At 70.3% G+C, this 23,174-nt stretch carries 19 protein-coding genes; 3 read left to right on the top strand and 16 right to left on the bottom strand.

What is annotated here, in order from left to right:
* Genes RMP06_RS17750 through RMP06_RS17735 form a run of 4 tightly spaced genes read right to left on the bottom strand, consistent with a single transcriptional unit; the run spans window position 1 to window position 5,082 of the window.
* On the bottom strand, window positions 1–1,764 hold the full coding sequence (locus RMP06_RS17750; protein ID WP_310463121.1) for an FAD-dependent oxidoreductase: 1,764 nt from the start codon (window positions 1,762–1,764) through the stop codon (window positions 1–3).
* Window positions 1,761–2,576 carry a shikimate dehydrogenase family protein gene (locus RMP06_RS17745; protein WP_310463120.1) on the bottom strand — a complete coding sequence of 272 codons (816 nt, stop codon included), beginning with the start codon at window positions 2,574–2,576 and terminating at the stop codon, window positions 1,761–1,763. Before RMP06_RS17745 ends, RMP06_RS17750 begins: the two co-directional genes overlap by 4 nt.
* Entirely contained in the window at window positions 2,573–4,270 is a 1,698-nt protein-coding gene (locus RMP06_RS17740; RefSeq protein WP_310463119.1) for an FAD-dependent oxidoreductase, read from the bottom strand. The genes RMP06_RS17745 and RMP06_RS17740 overlap by 4 nt, the downstream gene beginning before the upstream one ends.
* A gap of 8 nt (window positions 4,271–4,278) precedes the next feature.
* Window positions 4,279–5,082 carry an IclR family transcriptional regulator gene (locus RMP06_RS17735; RefSeq protein WP_310463118.1) on the bottom strand — a complete coding sequence of 268 codons (804 nt, stop codon included), beginning with the start codon at window positions 5,080–5,082 and terminating at the stop codon, window positions 4,279–4,281.
* A gap of 97 nt (window positions 5,083–5,179) precedes the next feature.
* On the opposite strand from RMP06_RS17735, the gene RMP06_RS17730 reads away from it, so the two are divergent.
* Together RMP06_RS17730 and RMP06_RS17725 are read left to right on the top strand one after the other, a co-directional pair.
* Window positions 5,180–6,358 carry an acyl-CoA dehydrogenase family protein gene (locus RMP06_RS17730; RefSeq protein WP_310463117.1) on the top strand — a complete coding sequence of 393 codons (1,179 nt, stop codon included), beginning with the start codon at window positions 5,180–5,182 and terminating at the stop codon, window positions 6,356–6,358.
* Between the two features lie 66 nt (window positions 6,359–6,424).
* On the top strand, window positions 6,425–6,838 hold the full coding sequence (locus tag RMP06_RS17725) for a DUF4870 family protein (protein ID WP_310463116.1): 414 nt from the start codon (window positions 6,425–6,427) through the stop codon (window positions 6,836–6,838).
* Window positions 6,839–6,862: 24 nt separating this feature from the next.
* On the opposite strand, the gene RMP06_RS17720 is transcribed toward RMP06_RS17725, so the two are convergent.
* From RMP06_RS17720 to araD, 12 genes are all read right to left on the bottom strand, one after another.
* Complete coding sequence (locus RMP06_RS17720) at window positions 6,863–7,870, bottom strand: zinc-binding alcohol dehydrogenase family protein (RefSeq protein ID WP_310463115.1); 1,008 nt, start codon at window positions 7,868–7,870, stop codon at window positions 6,863–6,865.
* 9 nt (window positions 7,871–7,879) lie between these two features.
* Entirely contained in the window at window positions 7,880–10,333 is a 2,454-nt protein-coding gene (locus RMP06_RS21480; protein WP_409050198.1) for a PfkB family carbohydrate kinase, read from the bottom strand.
* A gap of 13 nt (window positions 10,334–10,346) precedes the next feature.
* Window positions 10,347–11,558 carry a D-mannonate dehydratase ManD gene (manD, locus tag RMP06_RS17705; RefSeq protein ID WP_310463114.1) on the bottom strand — a complete coding sequence of 404 codons (1,212 nt, stop codon included), beginning with the start codon at window positions 11,556–11,558 and terminating at the stop codon, window positions 10,347–10,349.
* Window positions 11,555–12,961 (bottom strand): TRAP transporter large permease, encoded by a 1,407-nt coding sequence (locus tag RMP06_RS17700; RefSeq protein WP_310463113.1) that lies wholly within the window; start codon window positions 12,959–12,961, stop codon window positions 11,555–11,557. The genes manD and RMP06_RS17700 overlap by 4 nt, the downstream gene beginning before the upstream one ends.
* A 58-nt stretch (window positions 12,962–13,019) precedes the next feature.
* Window positions 13,020–13,601 (bottom strand): TRAP transporter small permease, encoded by a 582-nt coding sequence (locus RMP06_RS17695; protein ID WP_310463112.1) that lies wholly within the window; start codon window positions 13,599–13,601, stop codon window positions 13,020–13,022.
* 5 nt (window positions 13,602–13,606) lie between these two features.
* Entirely contained in the window at window positions 13,607–14,587 is a 981-nt protein-coding gene (locus RMP06_RS17690) for a sialic acid TRAP transporter substrate-binding protein SiaP (RefSeq protein WP_310463111.1), read from the bottom strand.
* A 41-nt stretch (window positions 14,588–14,628) separates the two neighbouring features.
* Window positions 14,629–15,654: an L-idonate 5-dehydrogenase gene (locus tag RMP06_RS17685; protein ID WP_310463110.1), complete on the bottom strand. Its 1,026-nt coding sequence runs from the start codon at window positions 15,652–15,654 to the stop codon at window positions 14,629–14,631.
* Entirely contained in the window at window positions 15,651–16,385 is a 735-nt protein-coding gene (locus tag RMP06_RS17680) for a FadR/GntR family transcriptional regulator (RefSeq protein ID WP_310463109.1), read from the bottom strand. Before RMP06_RS17680 ends, RMP06_RS17685 begins: the two co-directional genes overlap by 4 nt.
* 130 nt (window positions 16,386–16,515) lie before the next feature.
* Window positions 16,516–17,226 carry a ribonuclease activity regulator RraA gene (locus RMP06_RS17675; protein ID WP_310463194.1) on the bottom strand — a complete coding sequence of 237 codons (711 nt, stop codon included), beginning with the start codon at window positions 17,224–17,226 and terminating at the stop codon, window positions 16,516–16,518.
* A 27-nt stretch (window positions 17,227–17,253) separates the two neighbouring features.
* The gene (locus tag RMP06_RS17670; RefSeq protein ID WP_310463108.1) at window positions 17,254–18,321 is read right to left on the bottom strand and encodes an Ldh family oxidoreductase; all 1,068 of its coding nucleotides are present in this window, start codon (window positions 18,319–18,321) and stop codon (window positions 17,254–17,256) included.
* 1 nt (window position 18,322) lies between these two features.
* Window positions 18,323–19,297, bottom strand: a complete 975-nt coding sequence (locus RMP06_RS17665; RefSeq protein ID WP_310463107.1) for a Bug family tripartite tricarboxylate transporter substrate binding protein — start codon at window positions 19,295–19,297, stop codon at window positions 18,323–18,325.
* 54 nt (window positions 19,298–19,351) lie between these two features.
* A complete protein-coding gene (gene araD, locus RMP06_RS17660; protein WP_310463106.1) occupies window positions 19,352–21,094 on the bottom strand; it encodes an L-arabinonate dehydratase in 1,743 nt (580 codons plus the stop codon).
* Between the two features lie 105 nt (window positions 21,095–21,199).
* Between araD and RMP06_RS17655 the strand changes: the two genes are divergently transcribed.
* Entirely contained in the window at window positions 21,200–23,077 is a 1,878-nt protein-coding gene (locus RMP06_RS17655) for a tetratricopeptide repeat protein (RefSeq protein ID WP_310463105.1), read from the top strand.
* Window positions 23,078–23,174: the final 97 nt, after the last annotated feature.

Here is a 23,174-nt window from a genome sequence, read left to right as displayed (position 1 = left end):
TCAGTCGGCGTGCGGGAAGGAATCGGGGTTGGGATCGACCGTCGGCAGCGCAACCCCTGCGGCGTGGTGCCCGGCGATGAAGCCGAAAGTCATGGCCGGCCCCAGCGTGATGCCACCGCTGGGATAGCCTCCGCCCATGACGCTGGCCATGTCGTTGCCGGCGGCGTAGAGGCCGGGGATGGGCTCGCCACCGCTGCCAAGCACGCGGGCGCTGGCATCGGTGCGCAGCCCGGCGAAGGTGCCGAGACTGCCGGGCACGACGCGCACCGCGTAGAACGGCCCGTGTTCGATCGGCGCGACGCAGGGGTTGGGCTGCTGCGCGGCGTCGCCCTGCATCCGGTTGTAGGGGGTGGCGCCGCGGCCGAAGGCGGGATCTCGGCCGTGGCGCGCTTCGGCGTTGAAGGCCGCGACGGTCGATCGCAATGCCGCCGCGTCGATGCCACACGCCTCGGCCAGCGCCAGCAGATCCCGCCCGCGCCGCAGATACCCCGAGCGCAGCGACGGCCCCAGCGGCATCGGCGCCGGCTTGGCATGGCCCAGCCCGTAGCGGCGGATGAAACGGTGGTCGCAGACCAGCCACGCCTGCACCGGCTCGCCGGCAGGAACCGCCGAAAACAGCGCCGCCATGAAGTCGTGGTACGGCCCGGCCTCGTTGACGAAGCGCCGCCCGTCCCGCGTCACCGCGATCAGCCCAGGCTTGCCGCGCTCGATCAGGTGCGGGAAGTGCCCCGTGCTGCCATCGGCCCGCGGCACCAGCGAGACCGGCGCCCAGGCCCCCGCGTGCGGCAGGTCGGTGCGGACCTCGGCCCCAACGGACTCGCCCAGACGCAGGCCATCGCCCGTGTTCTCCGGCGGTGCGGCGGACCAGTGTTCACGGCCGGTCGGCGCATGGGGAAACAGGGTCCGCATCCGCTCGACGTCGTGCGGGAACCCACCGCAGGCGAGCACGACGCCCCGCCCGGCCCGCAGTTCCGTTTCGCCTGCGGCACCCGCCACGACGGCGCCGACCACCCGCCCGCCCTCCCGCAGCAGGCGCCGCACCGGCGACGACACCCGCAGTTCGACCCCCCGGTCCAGCGCCGATGTCAGCAGCCGCGCCACCAGCGCATTGCCGGCGACGAGGTGCTGGCCGCGGCCGTGCAGCGCGAGGTCCGCGAGGTGGCGCGTGACCCGCTTCGCCGCGTGGACAAACGACGGCCAGGCCCGCATCGCATGCAGGAAATGCCGCAGATCGGCACCCGCCGCGATGCCCATGCCCCACAGCGAGACCAGGTCCAGCGGGCGGCGCAGGTCGGCCAGCCGGGCACCGAGTTGCCGCGCATCGAAGGGCGCGGCGCAGACCGACCGGCCGCCCGGCGCCGCGCCGGGTGCGTGGCCGTGGAAGTCGGGGATGGCGTTGCCGTCGATGAACTGCAGCGCGGTGCGCGAGCGGAAGAACCCGACCATGCGCGGCCCCTGGTGCAGGAAGGCGTCGAGGCGCTCGGGGTCCGCTTGCGCGCCGAGCACGTGGTGCAGGTAGCGGCGCGGGGCGTCGGCGTCCTCGACGAAGCCGGCCTCGACCGCCAGCGGATTGCGCGGGATCCACATCCAGCCGCCGGACCACGCGGTCGTGCCGCCCAGCACCGGCGCCTTCTCGACCACGACCACCCGCAGACCCAGCTCGGCCGCCGTCACCGCCGCCGACAGGCCGCCCGCGCCGGAGCCGACCACCAGCAGGTCGCAGTCGGTCGCGGTGCGGATCGCGGTCTGGGTCGCGGAGGTCACGCCAGCGGCCCTTCGGCAGTGAGGAACTCGACCATCAGCGCACAGACCGCCGTGAACATGCCGCCGCCCGTCTGCGTGCGGCAGCCGAGGTCGCGGGCGGCCTGCACCAGCGGCGTGACGGCGGGCGCGGTGATGACATCGCCGACGAACATCTGCGCGGTGAGGCGATCGACCTGCACCGGGAAGGGATCGCCCGCTTGCATGCCGCACCAGGAGGCGTTGGCCACCACGTCGAAGCCGCTCGGGTCGTCGCTGCCGACGCGGGCACGCGCGCCGAGCCGCCCGACCAGCGTGTCGCGCCGTGCCGTGTCGGCGTCGTGGATGGCGAGTTCGGCTGCGCCGCTGTCCAGCATTGCCTGCCCGATGGCGCTGCCCGCCCCGCCCGCGCCGACCAGCAGCACGCGGGCGCCGTCCAGCACACAGCCCGCCTGCCGGATCGCGCGCACGAAGCCGAGGCCGTCGCACATGTCGCCGTGCCAGGATCCGTCCGCGTTGCGGCGCAGCGTGTTGACGGCGTCGAGGAAACGCGCCCGCTCGGTGACGGTGCCGCACAGCGCGTAGGCCGCGAACTTGTGCGGCATGGTCATGATCAGCCCGTCCACGTTGCGCGCCCGGCCCATGCCGCGCACGTAGTCGGCCAGATCGGCGGGGGCGACGTGGGCCGGGATGACCACGGCATTGCGGCCGAGTGCCTGCAGCGTGGCCGTGACGCCGGCGGGGGATTTCACCTGCGCGATCGGGTCGCCGACGATGGCGATGACGCGGGTGGCGCCGCTGAGAGGGAAATGGTGAGGGTGATCGTGGTCGCTCATCGGGCAGCAGGTCCGGCAAGTCGGGCCGCGGCGTGGCGCGCGGCGAGGTAGGCGAAGGTGAGTCCCGGGCCGATCGTGATGCCCGGCCCCGGATAGGTACCGCCCATGACGGACTGCATGTCGTTGCCCACGGCGTAGAGACCACGCATCGGCCGGCCCTGCGCGCCGTGGACGCGGGCGTCGGCGTCGGTCTGCAGGCCGGTGGCCGCGCCGATGTCGCCGGGGTAGAGGCGCACGGCGTAGAACGGCGCGGTCTCGACCGGGCCGAGGGTGGGATTGGGAGCAAACGTGGCGTCGCCGAGGCTGCGCTGGTAGTCGGTGCGGCCACGGCCGAAGTCGGGGTCGTGGCCGGCGCGGGCGTGGTCGTTCAGGCGGGCCACGGTGCGGGCCAGGGCGGCGGGGTCGATGCCCAGGCGGCTGGCGAGTTCGGCCAGCGTGCGGCCCTTGACCAGATAGCCGTCGTCGAGGAAGGGCCGCAGGCCGCCGCCGCCCGGCCGCACCATGCCCAGCCCGTAGGCCTTCAGCGCCCGCGCATCGGCGATCAGGTAGGCGGGGATGCTCGGGCCAAGCGGGTGGGCCTCGAACATGGCACGGCCGAAGCGGTGGTAGGAGGTCGATTCGTTGACGAAGCGTTCCCCGGCCTGGTTGACGACCACGGTGCCCGGCTTGGCCCGGTCCAGCACGAAATGCGGGAACACGGCCCGGCTGCCATCGGCCCGCTGGCGCACCGAGACGGGCGCCCAGAAAGCGTGGTCCAGGTTGCCGCGGCCCAGGCGGGCGCCCGCCGCGAGGGCCAGCGACAGCGCCTCGCCCGTGTGGCCCGGTGCGCCGGGGGTGTGGGTTTCGCCGGCCGGCAGCAGTTGCGCCCGCAGTTGCGGATGCCGGTTGAAGCCGCCCGAGGCCAGCACGACCCCGGCGCGGGCGGCGAGGCGGTGGGTCTGCCCGGCGTGGGTGACCTCGACACCCGTGATGGCCGTGCCTGCGGTGGTGAGCCGCTCGACCCGCGCCTGCGTCCAGACCGGCACCTGACGCGCCACCAGCGACGCCAGCAGCCGCCCGACCAGCGCATTGCCCATGACCAGCCGGGTGCCGCGCGGGTGGCGCAGTCGGTCGATGGCGTGGCGCGCGATCAGGCCGAGGCCGTGGCGCAACGAGGTCAGGGAACGCTGCATCGCCAGCAGGTGGCCGATGTCGGTGCGGTCCACCATCATCCCGCCCAGCACGGTGAACTCCGGGATCGGTGGCCGCACCAGCCCGAAGTGGCGCCCGAGCAGGCGGCCATCGAAGGGCAGCGGCTCCAGCGCCCGGCCGGCCAGCGTGGCGCCGTCGAGGTCGGATTCGTAGTCGGGATGGCGGGCATAGGCGCGCAGCTTGACCAGCGATTCGGCTTCCAGTTCGGCCAGCGCCTGCGGGCCGTGGCGCAGGAAGGCGTCGCGCAGCACCGGATCGCCATGCGGCCCGCAGACGCGGTCCAGATACGCGGCGGCCTGCGCCACGCTGTCCTGCGCGCCGACTTCCGCCGCGTGGGCCGAGTTGGGCACCCAGACCGTGCCGGCCGAGAACGCGGTCGTGCCGCCAATGTATTCGGTGCTTTCCAGCAGCAGCACGTCCAGCCCGCGGATCGCGGCAAACAGTGCGCAGGCCATCCCGGCGCCTCCCGCGCCGATGACGATCAGGTCGTGCGACAGGGGCATTCCAGGGTTCAAGGCTGCAGGTCCGGTCGGGCGTGGGCGCGGTCGAAGAGCGGCGAGGCGCTGCTGATCGCGGCGATGTCGGCGGCGGCGGCCATCAGGTCGGGGGCGAGCGTGTGCAGGCGCGCCTCAATCAGGCGCACGGTCGGGCCGGAGATCGCGAGCACGCCGACCGCATCGCGCCCGTTGGGGCGGATGGCCGTGGCGATGGCGCTCAGGCCGCGGGCGTAGGTCTCGATGCCGGTGCCATAGCCGCGCTGCCGGGCCAGCGCCACCTGTTCAAGCACGGCCTGCACCGAGCCGGGCGCGTTCGGCCCGTACTCCGCAGGCGAGCCGATGCCCTGGCGGCTGAGCAGCGCGATCGCGTCGTCCTCGGCCAGGGTAGACAGCCAGATGAAACCCGAGGAGGTGCAGGACAGCCTGGCGTCGATGCCCATGTCCGGGTCGTAGCGCAGCCCGGAGCGTGCGCCCTGCGACAGCCCGACCCAGGTGATGTGGTCCACGTCCACCACTGCCAGCCGCACCAGTTCGCCGCACGACTCGGCCAGCCGGTCGAGGATGGGCTGGCAGATGTCCACCACGCCGGAGCTTTTGAGGAAGTTCAGCCCCAGCGACACCAGCCGCGTCGTCAGCATGTAGGTGCCGCGCTCGCGGGACTGGCGCACGTAGCCCAGCTCGCACAGCTCCGTCAGCAGCCGGTGGGCGCCGCTGCGGGGTATCCCCAGGTCGTCAGCCAGCGTCGCCAGCGGCACGCCGTGGACGTGGTGGGCCAGCCGTTCGAGGATGGCCAGGGTTCGTGCCGTCAGGCTGGACATGCGGGGCCTTTGTCGGAGTGCAGGGATTTATTGGAACACAGTTCAATTATGGAATAGCATTCCACATTTACACAAGCAGCACTGTGCCACACCGACCATGGACTTCACGCTCCAAGACGACCAGAAGATGCTCATCGAGACGGTGCGCCGTTTCATCCGCGAGGAACTCCGCCCGCTGGAAGACCGGCTGGAACACGACGGCCGGCTCGACGACGCCACCGCCCGCGCCCTCCACGACAAGGCCCGCTCGCTCGGCCTGTACGCGCTGAACATGCCCGAGGCGCTCGGTGGTGGCGGGCTGTCGAACCTGGACCGCATCCTGTGCGAGGAGCAGTTCGGCCACACCAGCGACTACTTGATCCGCCGTGCCTTCGGCAACGTCTACGAGCCGCTGCTGCACTGCCAGGGCGCGCAGGTCGATCGCTGGCTGAAGCCGACCGTGGCGGGCGAGCGCACCTGCGCCATCGCCATCACCGAGCCGGGCGCGGGATCCGACGCGGCCGGCATCCGCACCCACGCCAAGCGGACGGGATCAGCCGATGGCGGCTGGGTGCTCAACGGCAGCAAGCACTTCATCAGCGATGGCCTGTGGAGCGATTTCTTCCTCGTCTCGGCCAGGACCGGCGAGGCGGGCAGCAAGGAGATCTCCATGTTCATGGTGGACAAGGGCCTGCCCGGTTTCACCGTCGGCAAGGACCAGCAGATGATGGGCCTGCGCGGCACGCCGCACGTCGAGCTGTTCTTCGACAACGTGCCACTGGAGCCACTGTCACTGCTGGGCGGCGAGGGCCAGGGCTTCAAGCTGGCGATGGGCGCGCTCAACGTGGTGCGGCTGGCGCAGGTCGGGGCGCGCGCGGTCGGCAAGGCCAGCCACGTCTGCGAGCGGATGCTGGACTACGCCCGCGAGCGCCAGCAGTTCGGCACCCGCATCGGCGACTTCCAGATGGTCCAGCAGCAGCTCGCCGACAGCGTCATCGAGATCAACGCAGCGCGCTGGATGGTCTACCACGCAGCGTGGATGCTCGACCAAGGCTTCGACGCCCGCGAGCAAATCGCCATGGTGAAGGTCCACGCGGCCGAGATGCTGGGGCGCGTGGTGGACCGCGCCGTGCAACTCTTCGGCGGCATGGGCTTCTGCAAGGAGCTGCCGATCGAGCGTTACTACCGCGACGCCCGCATCTACCGGATCTTCGACGGCACGTCCGAAATCCACCGCAGCGTGATCGCCAGGAGCGCGCTGAAGAAGGGCGCAGCGCTGTTCGATGTCCACCGCTGAACCCGGCCGATTGCGTTAAAGTTTTCACACCCCATCAGCCCATCGCCGGCATCGGAGACTCCAGCCATGAACAACGTGATCATCCAGGACGACGAGCTGCGCAGCTCGCAGCGCATGTTGCACATCATCTATGCGCTGCACGCGCTCGGACTCGGCCTGGGCGCGTTCGGCGCGGCCACAGTGGTCGGCTCGTTCCTGTTCGGCTGGCCATCGATCATCGCGGTGGTGCTGAGCTACATCGAGCGCAGCAAGGTCGCCAACACATGGATGTCCTCGCACATCGACTGGGTGATCCGCACCTTCTGGATCGCGCTGGCCTGGTCGCTGCTGGTGCTGGTGGTGTCGGTGCCGCTCATGGCGCTGCTGATCGGATTCGCCACGCTGCCGCTGGGCATGTTCCTGCTCGGCGTGTGGGCGATCTACCGGATCGCGCGGGGCTGGCTGCGGCTCAAGGACGGGCAGGCGATGCCGGCGGAGTAAGAAGCGCCAGGCGCCTGCGCGGCGTCAGCACTCCACGATGGCCTTGATCACCCTGGCCGCGGGGTCCAGCAAACCGGCGAAGTCGGTTGGCACGCGCGACAGCGGCATGCGGTGCGTGTTCAGCGCCGACGGGATCAGGCCAGCGCGCATCGCCTGCAGCACGGTCTCGAAGTCCTCGGTGGTGGCGTTGCGGCTGGCCAGCAGCGTGGTTTCGCGCTTGTGGAACTCGGGGTCGGAGAAGGTGATGTTGGCGCCGACGATCGAGATCAGCACGTAGGTGCCGCCGTGGGCGACGAAGCGGAAGCCGCGCTCCATCGCCTGCGGATTGCCGGTGGCGTCGAAGACCGTGTCGAAGAACTCGCCATCGGTCAGCGCAGCGAGCTGCGCCTCGTCCTGCTCCCCGAGGGCGACCGTGGCCGCCATGCCCAAGGTGTCGCGGCAGAAGTCGAGCCGGTCCTGGCGCCCGTCGAGCGCAGTGACGATAGCCCCGCGCAGCTTGGCGAAGACCATCGCCGCCATGCCGATCGGGCCAGCGCCGACGACCAGCACGCGCTGGCCCGCCTGCACGTTGGCGCGGCGCACGGCATGTGCGCCGATGGCCAGGAATTCGACCATCGCGGCCTGGTCCAGCGTCACGCCGTCCGCGCGGTGGACGAAGGCTTGCGGGACGCTCAGGACTTCGGTGAAGGCGCCGTCACGGTGGACGCCGAGCACCTGGATGTGCGTGCAGCAGTTGGTCTTGCCGGCGCGGCAGGCGATGCAGTGGCCGCACGACAGGTAGGGCATCACGTAGACGACATCACCCGGTTGCAGCGCGCTGCCCTCGGGCGCTTCCTCGACGAGGCCGGAGAGTTCGTGGCCCATGACGCGGGGGTAGCTGAGGTAGGGCTGCTTGCCGGTGTAGATGTGCAGGTCGGTGCCGCACACGCCGACGCGCTTGACGCGCACCAGCACCTCGTCGACGGCGCGGACGGGCCGGGGGCGTTCTTCGGCACGCAGCAGGCCGGGGGTTTCGCAGATGACGGTGAGCATGGTTTGCTTTCAGTACGTGGCGGGCAGTTCATGACGCATCGGCAGCCCTTCCATGTCGCCGACCACCTGCAGGGCACGCGAGGCGATCCAGTTCGCACGCCGCAGCGCGTCGGGCCAAGAGCGGCCTTCCAGGCGGGCGCTGATGATGCCGACCGCGAAGGCGTCGCCCGCGCCGACGGTGTCCACGATGACCGGGACGACCTCGCCGGGGACGTGCAGCGACGCGCCCTCGGCCGTGCGCACATGCGCACCGTCGGCGCCGAGCTTGACGACCACGGCACGGGCGCCGCGTTCGAGGTAGAAGTCGGCGATGGCGTCGGGCGTGTCGCGGCCGGTGAGCAGGCGGCCTTCCTCGATGCCGGGCAGCACCCAGTCGGCGTGGACGGCCAGCGCGTTGAGCGTGTTGCGCATCGTCGCGGTGTCGGGCCACAGGCTCGGGCGCAGGTTGGGGTCGAACGAGACGCTGCGCCCGCTGGCGCGGAAGCTGCGCATCGCCAGCGCGACGAGTTCGCAGGCGGCCGGCGACAGCGCGGGCGTGATGCCGGTGGCGTGGACGTGGCGGGCCTGGAGCGCCCAGGCGGCGTCGAAATGCTGCGGGCCGAGCTGGCTGGCGGCGGAGCCTCGGCGGTAATACTCGATTGCCGGGTCGCGGCCATCGACGCTGCGGGTCTTCAGCATGCAGCCGGTCGAGCGCGTCGGGTCGGTCTCCACGTGCGAGGTGTCGATCCCTTCCGCCTCGATCGAGGTGCGCACGTAGGCGCCGAACGAGTCCGCGCCCAGCCGGCTGATCCAGCCGACACGCAGCCCGAGCCGCGCCAGGCCGATCGCCACGTTCGTGTCAGCGCCGGCCAGCCGCTTGCTGAAATGCTGCGCCTGCGCGAGCGGCCCCGGCTCGTCGGCGACCAGCATCGCCATCGTCTCGCCGATGGACAGCACGTCGAAACCGGACGCGGCCCAGTGGCGCAGCGTCCCCGCCACCCCACGCGATTGCAGCGACTGCAACGCCGCCAGCACCGGATCCGCCAGTGGCGCGCTGCCGGCCAGATCACCGAACACCGGCGCGTAGCCCAGCATGGCGCGCACCGTGTCGCCGTCCAGCCGCTGGCCAATCGTGGCGCGGTGCAGCGCGGTCAGGGCCTCGGCCTGCGGGTCGTCGATCGGGTACGGCTGGCCGAGTTCGTCCACGCCGCGCAGGAAATGGAGCCACGCCGCCACCGCCAGCCCGAGCCGCGCCACCGATCGCCCATCACCTGCCAAACCACGCCGCCGGTCGCGCACGGTGCCGAGCAGGCGCTGCGGCAGCTTCTGCGAGCCGTCCATCGCGATCTGCTTGGTGCGGTGCGCGAGCGCGGGGTTGGCGTAGCGTTGCAGCAGGCTCTGACGGTAGACGGCCAGGTCCAGTCCGGGCAGATCGGGCAGCGTTGGCTCGATCTCCTCGCGCATCAGCGCCTCGATGAAACGGCGCAGGTCCGGCTGCGTGATCGCCACGTCCACCGTCGTCCAGCCGGCCATGACGCTCAGGTAGGCGATGCACGAGTGCGTGCCGTTGACCATGCGCAGCTTGAGGTGCTCCCACGGTTCGGCAGCCGCGACGAAGCGGGCGCCACCCAGCGTCCAGTCCGGCCGACCAGCAGCAAAGCGGTCTTCCACGGCCCAGTCGAGGAAGGATTCGCCCAGCACCGGCCACGCATCGCGCAGGCCGAGCGCCGTGCTGATCGCGTCGCGGTCGGCGTCGGTGGTGCGCGGCACGATGCGGTCCACCATCGAGCAGGGGAAGGTGCAACCCGCGTCGATCCACACCGCCAGATCCGGATCCACCGCCTCGGCGAAGGCGAGCACGGCGCCGCGCAGCGTGTGGCCGTTCGCCGGCAGGTTGTCGAGCGACAGCAGCGTGATCGGCCCCCTGCCCTGCGCACGCCGCAAGGCCAGGCCGCGCACCAGGAAGCCAATGGCGCTGACCGGTGCCACCGCGTCCGCCGACTGCGCCAGATCGTGGGCAATGTCGGGATGGTCGAGCCGCAACCGCCCGGTGGCCGGGTCGAGGCAGTAGCCCTTCTCGGTCACGGTCAGGCTGACGATGCGGGTGGCCGGGTTGGCGATCTGGTCCAGCACCGCCTGCGGGTGTTCCGGCGCGACCAGCACCGACAGCACCGCGCCGACGACCTGCAGCCGCTCGCGGGGCCGACCGTGTTCGTCGGCATCGCGCACGGCCAGCGTGTACAGCCCGTTCTGCGGCGCCAGCGCGTCGCGGGTATCGGGCTGGCGCAGCGAGACGCCGACGATGCCGAAGCGCGTGTCACCCGCCGCCAGCGCGGCCTCGGTGATCGGCGCGAGGTGGGCGCGCATGAAGGCGCCGATGCCGAGGTGGACGATGCCGGGTTGCAGGGCATAGCGGTCGAACGTCGGACGGGCGACAGCGGCAGGCAGCGTGTCCAGGGTGGAGGGATGCAGGCGTGGTGTCATGCGGATCGCTGCCTCACCAGTTCCACAGCGTGCCGTCGTGCTGCTGCCGGTTCACGGGCAGGTAGGCGCGCTGGTAGGGGAATTTCGCGGCGACCGCTTCGTCGATCGTCACGCCGTGGCCGGGCACCTGGCCGGGGTGCATGAAGCCGTCCCGGAAGGTGTAGGCATGCGGGAACACCGCGTCGGTCTCGTCGGTGTGGCGCATGTACTCCTGGATGCCGAAGTTCGGCACCCACAGGTCGAAGTGCAGCGCCGCGCCCATGCAGACCGGCGAGAGGTCGGTGGCGCCGTGGCTGCCGGTGCGCACCTGGTAGAGCGAGGCCAGATCGGCGATGCGGCGCAGGTGGGTGATGCCGCCCGCGTGGACCACCGTGGTGCGGATGTAGTCGATGAGCTGATTCTCGATCAGCCCCTTGCAGTCCCAGATGGTGTTGAAGACCTCGCCGACGGCCAGCGGCGTCGTCGTGTGCTGGCGGATCAGGCGGAAGGCGTCCTGGTTCTCGGCCGGGGTCGCGTCCTCCATCCAGAACAGGCGGAACGGCTCCAGATCCTTGCCGAGCCGCGCCGCCTCGATCGGCGTGAGGCGGTGGTGGACATCGTGCAGCAGGTGGATGTCCGGCCCGACGGCGGCGCGCACCTTGTCGAAGAGTTGCGGCGTGTGGCGCAGGTATTTCTCGGTGGACCAGTCGTGTTCGCTCGGCAGGTCGGCGTCGGCCGGCTCGTAGAACATCGTGCTTTTTCCCACGCCGTAGACCTTCTCCAGCCCCGGCACGCCGCTCTGCGCCCGGATCGCCTTGTAGCCCATCTCGCGGTAGCGCAGCACCTCGTCCACCGTCTGCTCGGTGTCGCGGCCGTTGGCGTGGCCGTAGACCATCACGCCGGTGCGGCTCGCGCCCCCGAGCAACTGGTACAGCGGCAGGCCAGCCGCCTTGGCCTTGATGTCCCACAGCGCGGTGTCCACGGCGGCGATGGCGCTCATCGTCACCGGGCCGCGCCGCCAGTAGGCCCCCTTGTAGAGGTACTGCCAGATGTCCTCGATCTGGTGCGGATCGCGGCCGATCAGGCAGGGGATGACGTGGTCGGTCAGGTAGCTCGCCACCGACAGCTCGCGGCCGTTGAGGGTGGCGTCGCCGATGCCGGTGAGGCCCTCGTCGGTCTCGATCTTGAGGGTGACGAAGTTGCGGCCGGGGCTGCAGACGATGACGCGCGCGGCAGTGATTTTCATTTCAGCAATCCAAGGTGCTGCGGCAGCCACAGCGTGATGGCAGGGATGTAGGTGATGGCGAGCAGCGCGACGATCAGCGGCACCAGCCACGGCAGGATCGCCATCGTCGTGCGCTCCACCGAGAGCTTGGCGATGCGCGCCAGCACGAACAGCACCATGCCCAGCGGCGGGTGCAGCAGGCCGATCATCAGGTTCAGCGTCATGATCAGGCCGAACTGCACCGGGTCGATGCCAAGCTGGCGCACGATCGGCAGCAGGATCGGCACGAGGATGGTGATGGCCGCGATGGTGTCGATGAAGCAGCCGACGAACAGGATCAGCAGGTTCGCCAGCAGCAGGAACACCCACGGCGTCTGCGTGAAGGCCAGGATGCCGGTGGCCAAGGCCTGCGCGGCCTGCGTGGTGGTCAGCAGCCAGGCGAAGATCGACGCGGCGGTGACGATGAACAGCACCGAGGCGGTGGTCTCGATGGTGTCGAAGGTGGCCTTGACCAGCCCCTTCAGCGACATCGACCGGTAGCGCACCAGCCCGAGGAACAGCGCCCACAGCACGGCCGCGACCGCCGCTTCGGTGGGCGTGAACCAGCCCATCGTCATGCCGCCGATCAGGATCACCGGGGCCATCAGCGCCATCACGGCCGAGAAGTTGAAGCGCCAGTCCAGCCCCAGCAGCACGGCGAAGGCGATGCCGGCCGCCACGTTGGGCGACACCCCGTTGCGCGTCATCCCCCACACCGCCAGCGGGAAGGCCAGCACGATGCCGATCTCCAGCCCCGCGACGCCGAGGCGCTTCCAGTCGAAGGCCACGTCGCCGCCCCAGCCGTTGCGGCGGGCGAAATACGCCACCGTCAGCATCATCAGCAGCGTCATGAAGATGCCCGGCACGACCCCGGCCACGAACAGCGCGCCGATCGAGACGTTGGCCATCATCCCGTAGATCACGAAGGGCAGCGACGGCGGGATGATCGGCCCGAGCGTGGCCGACGCCGCCGTGACACCGACGGCGAACTCGGTCGGGTAGCCGTGGTCCTTCATCGCCTTGATCTCGATGGAGCCGAGACCGGCCGCGTCGGCGATGGCCGTGCCCGACATGCCGGAGAAGACCACCGAGCCGATGATGTTGACCTGCCCCAGGCCGCCGCGCATCCAGCCGACCAGCGCGACGGCGAAGTCGTAGATGCGGCCAGTGATGCCGGCGATGTTCATCAGGTTGCCGGCCAGGATGAAGAAGGGCACGGCCAGCAGCGGGAACGACTCGATGCCGGCGATCATGCGCTGGGCGAGCACGATGTCGGGCACCGTGCCGGAGACGAGGATGTAGACCAGCGAGCCGCCGGCCATGGCGACGGCCACCGGCACGCCGCAGACCATCAGGCCGAGGAAGCTGGCAATCAGCAGGAACATGGAAACAGCTCCGGGAAGGAGGAAGGAAGACCGGCGCAACCGCCGGCGCGTTCGCGGCTCAGGCGTCGGTGTCGTCGAAGGCTTCGGGGCGTTGCAGCGCCGAGTAGCCGCGCCGGTGGTTCTGCCACGCGACCTGCACCGCCCGGATCGCCATGAGCGCGAAACCCGCGCAGGCCAGCCAGTACAGGATCGCCTTGCTCCACGGCACGGTGGTCATCGGCTCGTCGCCCACCGCCAGCGTGTAGCGCGCCACCAGCCAGGTGGCGTAGCCGTAGAACAGCACGCAGGCGACATCCACCGCACCGGACAGCACCCGCCCTGCCCCGGCACCCAGGTAGCGGTAGAGGAAGTTCACCTGGATGTGCCGCATCCGCCGCACGCAGGCCGCCGCGCCGATGAAGACGATCGGGATCAGGCAGTAGACCGCCAGCTCCTCGGTCCACGCGAACGAGTCGTTCAGCACGTAGCGGGTGAAGAACTGCAGGAACACCAGCAGCGCCATGGTCCAGAAGAAGACCAGGCAGACCCAGTCCTCGAACGAATAGCCCGACAGGTCGATGTCGGCCGCCTGTGTGTCGGCTTCGGCGAAGCTGGCGACGATGGCTTCGGGCGCCTCCGGGGCGTGGGTGCCGGCGTTCATGGCGTTCACTTCACCGCCTGGATGCGTTCCCAGTCGGCCTTCTGGTAGCCGAACTGCTCGAAGGGCACGTTCTTCAGCACCGTGTCGCGGAACTCGGCCGTGTTGACCTCGGTGACGGAAATGCCCTTGCTGCGGAACACGGCGGCCAGTTCACGCTCGCGGGCGGCGACTTCCTGCGTGGCCTTGCCGGCGGCTTCCAGCATCACGTCGGTGAAGAGCTTGCGGTCGGCTTCCGAGAGCTTCTTCCACACGCCGCCCGCCACCACGGTGTTGAGGTGATCGACGATGTGGCCGGTCAGCACGATGTGCTTCTGCACCTCGAAGAACTTCTTGGCCTCGATGGTGGGCAGCGGGTTTTCCTGCGCCTCGACGGTGCCGTTCTGCAGTGCCAGATACACCTCGGCGAAGGCGATCGGCGTGGTGTTCGCCCCGCAGGCACGCGGCATCGCCAGGTACGCCGGCACGTCCGGCACGCGCATCTTCAGGCCCTTCATGTCCGCGCATTTGGTGATGGCGCGGTTGCTGGTGGTGTGGCGGGTGCCGTAGTAGGTGGTGGCGACGATCTCGTTGCCGGTCTTCTGCTCGTAGCCGGCGGTGAGTTCCTTGTAGATGTCGCTGCGGGTGTAGGCCAGCAGGTGCTCGGGGCCGCGGAAGGTGTAGGGGTAGTAGGTGACGCCGATGCGCGGGAACGCCTTGGCCGCGAAGCTGGAGCCAGAGATGATGATGTCCACCGTGCCGAGCGACAGACCCTGGTTGATGTCGTTTTCCTTGCCGAGCTGCGAGGCTGGGTAGACATCGATCTGGTAGCGGCCGTCGCTGCGCTTCTTGATCTCGTCTGCCGCCCAGACCGACCACTTGTGGAAGGCTTCCGAGGTCTCGTAGACGTGCGCCCACTTGAGCTTGGTCTGTGCGCTGGCGGGAGAGGCCGCCAGCAGGCCAGCGGCCAGAGCGAAGGCCAGGGGGCCGAGGGTTTTGGTCAGCGTCATCGTTGTCTCCGGTTGTCGGTGTAGGGATCAGGGATTGAGGATCAGTTGTCGGGCACGAGCAGCACCTTGGTGCTGGCGTTGCGGTCGAGCGCGAGGTCGAAGGCTTCCTTCGCGCGGCTCAGGGGCACCTTGGCCGTGATCAGCGGACGCACATCGACCCGCCGGCTGCGCAGCGCCTGCACCGCCCAGTCGAAGGCGCGATCCGCACGGAAGGCGCCCACGTAGTCCAGCTCGCGGGCCATCAGCGTGTTGGCCGGGAACGGCATGTCGTTGGGCAACGTGCCGACCTGCACGATGCGCCCGCCGCGCCGCACGACGCCGAAGGCACCCGCGAGCGCCGCCGGGTGGCCGGCCGCCTCGATGGCGATGTCCACGCGGTCGCGCCACGCCTGCAGTTCATCGTCCGAACCGACCACCGCGTCCGCACCCACGGTCAGCGCCAGCGCACGGGCACGCGGCGTCGGGTCGCTGACGACGACGGTCTGCGCGCCGGCCAGCCGTGCGGCCATCACCGCCATGCAGCCGATCGTGCCCGCGCCCGTGACCAGCACCGTGGCGCCCAGCAACGGCCCGGCGCGGTGGACGGCGTGCAGTCCGATCGACAGCGGCTCGGCACAGGCGATCTCGTCGAGTCCGATGTCCTCGTCGATCGGCGTGAGCTGCGCCTGGCCGATCAGGAACTGGGCGCGGAACAGGCCCGGCCGGTGCGGGAAGATCGCCGCGCTGCCGAGGTAGACCATGTGGTCGCACAGGTTGGCCCGCCCTGCGCGGCAGGCGCGGCACTGTCCGCAAGGGTGGGATGGGTTGATGGCGACGCGCTGGCCGGGCTGCACGCGCTGCACGCCCTCCCCGACCACCTCGACCACGCCCGACGCCTCGTGGCCCGGCACGAACGGCGCGCGCAAGGCGAAGGCGCCGATGCGGCCGTGCTGGTAGTAATGCAGGTCGGAGCCGCAGATGCCGCCCGCGCCGAGCCGCACGCGGACCTCGCCGGGGCCGGGTTCGCCGACAGGGTGCGGATCGACGCGCAGGTCCATCGGCGCGTGCAAGGTACAGGCGAAGCTCATGGCAAGGTCAGCAGGTTCGTGGGGGCAACAGCAGCCGGTTCCGCCACTGGCCAGACATCGGCGAAGCGGTCGTGGGAATGGCCGAGGTGGGTCTGCATCGCCACGCGGGCGGCGGCGGGGTCGCGGGCGGCGATGGCGTCGAGCACGGCCTGGTGCTCCTGCACCGCGGCACGCCAGGTGCGCTCGCGCTCGAAGTGGGTGCCGAACCGCTTGAACAGCGCGCCGTAACGCTCGTCGAAGAGCTGCGTCACGACGCTCAGCAGCACGCTGTTGTCGCTGGCCTGCGCGATGCCGAGGTGGAACTCGCGGTCCCCGGCGATCGGCATCACGCCGCGGTCGATGTCCTCGCGCATCTGGCGCAGCGCGGCGGCCAGACCATCCACGAGGCCCGGGCTGGCAGCTTGCGCAGCGGCAGCGGCCAGTTCGCTCTCCAGCACCTGCCGGGCGCGGATGGTCTCCAGCGGACCGTGGGCGCTCGTCTCGACACGGCGCACGGACTCGCGGGCCATCACGAAGATGCCCGCGCTCATGCGCACCTCGATCAGCCCCTCGACCTCCAGCGCGATCAGCGCCTCCCGCACCGACGGCCGCGACACGCCCAGCTTCTGCGCAAGGTCGCGCTCGGTGGGCAGCTTGGAGCCGACCGGGAACTCGCCGCGCTGGATGTGCTGGCGCAACTGGTCGGCGATCTGGCGGTAGAGGCGGCGGGGCTCGATGGGCTGGAAGGGCATGGTCAGGATATTTGGTTAATTGGTCAGACCAATAGACCGAACTCTAGGGCCATGCCACTGCGCCAGACAGACGGGATTACCCGAGGACTGCAGGCTGGGCAGGTGCCGGACTGGCGGGTATCTCGCCCGTTCAGCGCCCCTTGGCGACGCGCCACGCCGCGAAGTCGATCCGGCTCTGCTCCAGCGTCGGCGGGTACAGACCGATGATCGGGCGGCCCTTCATCACCTCTTCCTGCACGAAGTCCTCGAACGCCGTCATCTCGACCGCCTCGGCCGCGACCTCGTCGGCCAGATGCGCCGGGACCACGATCACGCCTTCGGCATCCCCGACCACGATGTCGCCGGGCCACACCGCCACGTCGCCGCAGCCGATCGGCACGTTCAGGTCGAGCGCCTGGTGCAGCGTCAGGTTGGTCGGCGCGCTCGGGCGGGTGTGGTACGCCGGCATCGTGTACCTGGCGATGTCGGGCGAGTCGCGGAAGCCGCCATCGGTGACGATGCCCGCCACGCCACGCTGCATCAACCGGGCGACGAGGATGCCGCCCGCCGACGCGGCGCGGGCGTCCTTGCGGCTGTCGATCACCATCACGGCGCCTTCGGGGCACTCCTCGACGCCGACGCGCTGCGGGTGCTTCGGGTCGAGGAAGACGCCGATCGGGTTCAGATCCTCGCGCGCCGGGATGTAGCGCATCGTGTACGCCGGCCCGACCATGTTCGGCAGGCCGGGGTTGAGCGGGCGCACGTCCTGGATGAACTGGTTGCGCAGGCCGCGCTTGAACAGGGCGGTGCAGAGGGTGGCCGTGCTGACGGTCATCAGCTTGGCGCGGGTGTCGGGGTTCATCGTGGTCATGGGGAAGTTCTCGGGATGTCAGGAAGCTTCAGGCAGCGCCACGCCGAGGCGCTCGGCGCAGGCCGCGAGTTGCTGCCAGGTGGCGTCGTCGAGCCGCAGCCCGTCGGCCTCCGCCTGCGCCAGCCCAGCCGCCGCCTGATCACCCGGCAGGCGCACGGGCCGGTCGGCACGGATCGGCCGGTTGCTGCGGCAGCGGTCGGAGAGGTGGTCCATCTGCGCGGCGAAGGCGTCGCGGCCGGCGAAGAAGTCGGGATCGGTGACCTGCAGGAAGACATTGCCGCCCCAGCGCGTCGGCGCGTCGAGCCGACCGTGGCCGGACAAGCCCTGCGACAGCGCCTCGACCATCAGCGCCAGCCCGTAGCCCTTGTGGCCGTACTCCTGCCCGCCGACGAGCTGGATCGAGCCACGCGGCTCGGTGTGCTCCAGCACGGCCGGGTCGCGGGTTGGTACGCCCTGCGCGTCGAGCAGCCACGGGTGCGCGAACTGCTCGCCGGCCGCGTAGGTCTGGCGCGTCATCGAGGTCGTGGTGATCGAGGCGCAGATGTCCACCAGCACCGGGTGCTCGGCGCCGGGGTAGCCGATCGCGAACGGGTTCGGCGTGAACACGGCTTCGGTGCCGCCATACGGGGCGACGCGGCGGCCGGCGGGGTCGGAGTTGTAGACCTGCGCGACGAAGCCCCGGTCGGCCGCCTGCTTGACGAGCGCGGCCAGACAGCCGATGTGGTGCGTGCGGCGAATGGCGATGGCGGCCAGCCCGTGCGCGGCGGCCCGCGCCATCGCCACGTCCAGCGCCCGCTCCATCAGCCACAGCCCCGGCAGGTAGCCGCCGTCCCACACCGCCGTCAGCCCCGTGTCGCGCACGGTCTCCGGCTCGCCCTGCACGCGCATCCCGCCCTTGGCGATCTCGGCGAGGTAGAGCGGCGCCATCGCCAGCCCGTGCGTGCGCCGGCCCATCGCGTCGGTCAGCACCAGCAGCCGGGCGACGCTGCGGGCCTTGTCGCCGTCCATGCCGGCAGCGACGAACAGCGCCGCGCCGAAGGCTTCGAGCGTGGCGATCGAGAAGGCCGATTCAGACGAACCGCGCATCTCAGGAGTTGCCTTCCAACTGCGCGCCCGCCCGCTGGATCAGTCCGCCCCACCGCTTGCCCTCGGCGGCGAGGAAGGCCGTGGTCTGCTGCGGAGTGGACGTCATGACCTCGGCGCCAGCGGCCACCAGGCGCGAACGCATCTCCGGCGAGCGGATCACCTGGATCAGCGCCGCGCTCAGCCGATCCACCGTGGCCTTGGGCATGCTCGACGGCACGGCAATGCCCTGGTAGGTGCCGGACTCGAAATCCTTGATTCCCTGCTCGGCGATGGTCGGCACATCGGCGATCAGCGCCATGCGGGTGCGCTTGCTCACGCCCAGCACCTTCAGACGGCCACCCTGCACCAGCGGCAGCGTCGCGACCATGCCGTTGAGCACCAGTTGGGTGTTACCGGCGGCGACATCGGCGATGCTTTGTGCGCCCCCCCGGAACGGCACATGGACGAACTTCATCCCCGTGGCGAGCGCGATCTCGACCGCCGCCAGGTGGTTGGCGGAGCCCACGCCCGACGACGCGATGGCGATGGACTTCTTCTGGCTCTGCGCCACCATCTCCTTCAGGTTGGACGCCGGGAACGCCGGGTTGGTGACCAGCAGGTGGGGCGAGTAAGCCAGCAGCGTGGCCCCGCTGAGCTGCTCGGGCTTGTACGGCAACTCCTTGCTCATCACGGCGTTGATGGCCAGCGAACTCATGTCCGACAGCAGCATGGTGTGCTCGTCGGTGGCCTGGGCGACGGCCGCCGCGCCGATGGCCCCGTTGGCGCCGGTCTTGTTCTCCACGATGACGTTCTGCCCGAGCAGTTCGCCCAGCGGCTTGGCGATGAGGCGGGCGATCACGTCCGAAGTCCCCCCCGGCGGGAACGGCACGATGATCTTCAGTACCTTGTCGGGCCAGGCAGCCCAGGCGGGCAGCGGCAGTGCGGCGGCCAGCCCCGCGCCAAGGCCAGTGGTGAGGACAGAGCGACGGGTAGTCATGGGGGTGTCTCCTTGGGGCGTGGGCAGCCGATGGTCAGGAATGGCCAACGGGAATCAAAAGATGTCCGGCTCGGGCACAGGCGCACCGAAGCTGGTTTCGAGGAAATCGAAGTCGCAGCCCTGGTCGGCCTGCAGGATGTGGCGGCCGAACAGCCAGCCGTAGCCGCGCTCGTACCGCGGCGGCGGCGGTGTCCACGCGGCGCGGCGGGCGGCGAGTTCGTCGTCGCCAATGTTGAGGTGGATCGTGCGCGCCGGCACATCGACGGTGATCGTGTCGCCTGTCCGCACCAGCGCCAGCGGCCCGCCCACCGCCGCCTCGGGCGCGCAGTGCAGCAGGCAGCCGCCGTAGCTCGTGCCGCTCATGCGTGCATCCGACAGCCGCAGCATGTCGGTCACGCCCGCCTTGAGCAGCTTGGTCGGGATCGGCAGCATCCCCCACTCCGGCATCCCCGCGCCCTTCGGCCCAGCGTTGCGCAGCACGAGGATGTCGTCGCCGGTCACGTCGAGGTCCGGGTCGTCCACGGCCTTCTTCAGCGCCGGATAGTCGTCGAACACCAGCGCCCGGCCGGTGTGCTGCAGCAGGTGCGGCGCGCAGGCGCTCGGCTTGATCGCCACGCCGTCCGGCGCCAGATTGCCGCGCAGCACGGCCAGCGCCCCCTCGGCATAGATCGGGTTCGTGACCGGGCGGATCACGTCATCGTTATAGGTCTCGGCGCCCGCGATGTTCTCGCCGAGCGTGCGGCCGTTGACGGTCAGCGCGTCGGTGCGCAGGTGCGGGCGGATCTGTTCCAGCATCGCCGGCAGGCCACCCGCGTAGTAGAAATCCTCCATCAGGTAGCGGTCGCCACTCGGCCGGATGTTGGCGACCACCGGCACGCGGCGGCTGAAGGCGTCGAAGTCGTCGAGCGTGACCGGGTGGCCGGCGCGGCGCGACATCGCGATCAGGTGGATCACCGCGTTGGTCGAGCAGCCCATCGCCATCGCGCAGGCAATCCCGTTCTCGAAGTTCGCCCGCGTCAGCATCCGCGCCGGCGTCAGGTCGTCCCACACCATCTCGACGATGCGCCGGCCACATTCGGCGCTCATGCGGATGTGGTTCACGTCGGCGGCCGGGATCGACGACGCGCCCGGCAGCGTGAAGCCGCACGCCTCGGCGATGCCCATCATCGTCGCGGCCGTGCCCATCGTCATGCAGGTGCCGTGGCTGCGGGCGATGCCGGCTTCCATCTCCTGCCACGCCTGGTCGGAGAGGCGGCCGGCGCGGCGTTCGTCCCAGTACTTGAACGCATCGGAGCCGGAGCCGAGCACCTTGCCCTTCCAGTTGCCACGCAGCATCGGGCCGGCGGGCAGGTAGACAAACGGCAGGCCCATCGACAGCGCGCCCATCACCAGCCCCGGCGTCGTCTTGTCGCAGCCGCCCATCAGCACCGCGCCATCGACCGGGTGCGAGCGCAGCAGCTCCTCGGTTTCCATCGCCAGGAAGTTGCGGTAGAGCATCGAGGTCGGCTTGACCATCGACTCCGACAGCGAGATCGCCGGCAGCTCCAGCGGGAAGCCACCCGCCTGCAGCACGCCGCGCTTCACGTCCTCGACGCGCTGCTTGAAATGCGTGTGGCACTGGTTGGCGTCGCTCCAGGTGTTGACGATGGCGATGACCGGCTTGTCCTTCCAGTCGATCGGCGCGAAGCCCATCTGCATCACGCGGGAGCGGTGGCCGAAGGAGCGGAAATCGTCGGGGGCGAACCAGCGGGCGCTGCGCAGGGAATCCGGGGTGCGGGGGGAGCGGCGGGAAGTCATGGGCGGCAGTAGAGCACTGATATATTAGTGCGTCAATGCCGATTGACACCCGTCAAGCACCCATGGCATCGTCGCCCCGATCCAAAAATCCGGGGAGACACCACGATGGACGACGCCCAGCGCCGCGACTTGTTCCTGAGCTATCGCCGCCTCGACGCGGAGCGAGTCGCGCCGCTCGTGGCCGCCTTGAACACACGCGGCGTCACCGTCTGGCAGGACGCCAATGAGATCGACGACCTCGCCAGCATCCAGCGCGCCATCGACCACGGCCTGGCCCATGCGCGGGCGCTGCTGGTCTGGTACTCGAAGGACTACAACGCCTCGCGGGCTTGTCAGTGGGAGCTGACGACGGCGTACTGCGCGGCGCAGGCGTCGGGGGGTGATCCGCGGCAGCGCGTGCTCGTGGTCAATCCGGAGTCGTCACCGGGGCACATCGTGTTGCCCGAGTTGTTCGATCAGTTGCACCTGAATGCGGCGGCGCTGTCGGTGGAGGAGATGGCTGAGCGGATCGCGGCCCGGCTGGCCGATCACGCAGGAGTGCCCGTCGAGCCGCTGGGCAGCCTGCGCAAGCTCGCCCGGCCGGCGTGGCATGGCTCGGCGGGCCTCGGCTCGATGCGCTTCGTCGGGCGACTGCGCGAGATGTGGGCGCTGCACGCGACCTTGCAGGCCGAGCAGGCAGCGATGCTCACCGGCGTCGGCGGCGCGGGGCGGCCGGGCGTGTTGCAGGTGCGCGGCTCGGGCGGGATGGGCAAGAGCCTGCTGGCGGAGGAATACGCGCTGCGCTTCGGGGCGGCGTATCCGGGCGGGGTGTTCTGGCTGCGGGCGTATGGCTACTCGGACAGCGAGCGCGAGATCGACCCCGCCCTGCGTGAGGCGCAGCGCGACAGCCAGGTGCGGACGATCGCGATGGAACTCGGGCTGAACCCGCACGGGCTGGAGACGCCGCAGGTGCGCGGGCTGCTGCGCCAGCATTTCCAGGGGATCGGGCAGCCGTTCCTGTGGATCGTCGATGACCTGCCGCCCATCGAGCGCACCGACGCGCTGGCGCCGTGGCTCGCGCCGCATGAACTCGGGCGGACGCTGATCACGACGCGGGCGCGGTTGGTCGAGTCGGTCAAGCCGATCGACCTGCAGCAGCTTGAACCGGACGAGGCGCTGCGGCTGCTGACACGCGGGCAGGCGCTGTCGGATGAGGACGCGGCGATGGCGCGGGCGATCTGCGCCGAACTCGGCTGCCACGCGCTGGCGATCGACGTGACGGCGGCGCTGATCCGGCGGCGCGGCTATGCCAAGGTGCTGGAGAACCTGCGCCAGCCCGACCGCGACGCGCTGGAGTTCGCCGCGACGCAGTTCCGCGAGGCGCTGCCCAACGGCCACGAACGCAGCATCGCCGCCACGCTGCTGGCGAGCCTGCGCGAACTCGACGAGCCGGCGCGGGATCTGCTGCGGCTGGCGTCGGTGCTGGCGGCGGCGCCGATTCCGAGGGACTTGCAGTGGCGCACGATAGGGCTGGCCGATGGGCTGGGCGACGATGACGCGCAGGACGTGGCCGATCCGGCGGCGGCGCAACTGGTCGAGACGAGTCTGGCGGACGAGGCCGGCGCAGCCGGGGATGGGGCGTTCACGGTTCATACGCTGGTGGTGCGGACGGTGCGGTTTCATGACGGGCGGCCGGAGCGGGTCGAGGCGCTGCGACGGGCGGCGGTCGAGATACTGCTGAAGCTGATGCCGCTGGTCGCGGACATCCGAATGCACGAGGCGCTGAAGGACTGGGTGGCCCATGCGCGGCAGGTCAGCACGGAAGTGCAGGATGCCCGGACAGCCGATCTGCTGGGATGGGTCGGCCGGCACGACTACCAGCAAGGCACCTACGGGCCAGCTCGGCATGCTTGGCAGCATCAACTCGACACGATGCGGCGCGTCCTCGGCGAGGACCATCCTGTCCTGGTCAAGTTATTTCGCACAGCCCGACAGGTTGTGTGATTGCCGATTGCTGCTCGAAGGCATTGGGAGGCAAGTTGCCCAGTGTGGAGTGCAGACGCACGCTGTTGTAGAAGCTGACGATGTAGTCGGCGATGTC

The sequence above is a fragment of the Sphaerotilus sp. genome (assembly GCF_031429695.1).
Lineage (GTDB): Bacteria > Pseudomonadota > Gammaproteobacteria > Burkholderiales > Burkholderiaceae_C > Sphaerotilus.
The sequence above is the reverse complement of the archived record's forward strand: the minus strand, read 5'-3'. Positions and strand labels throughout refer to the sequence as shown.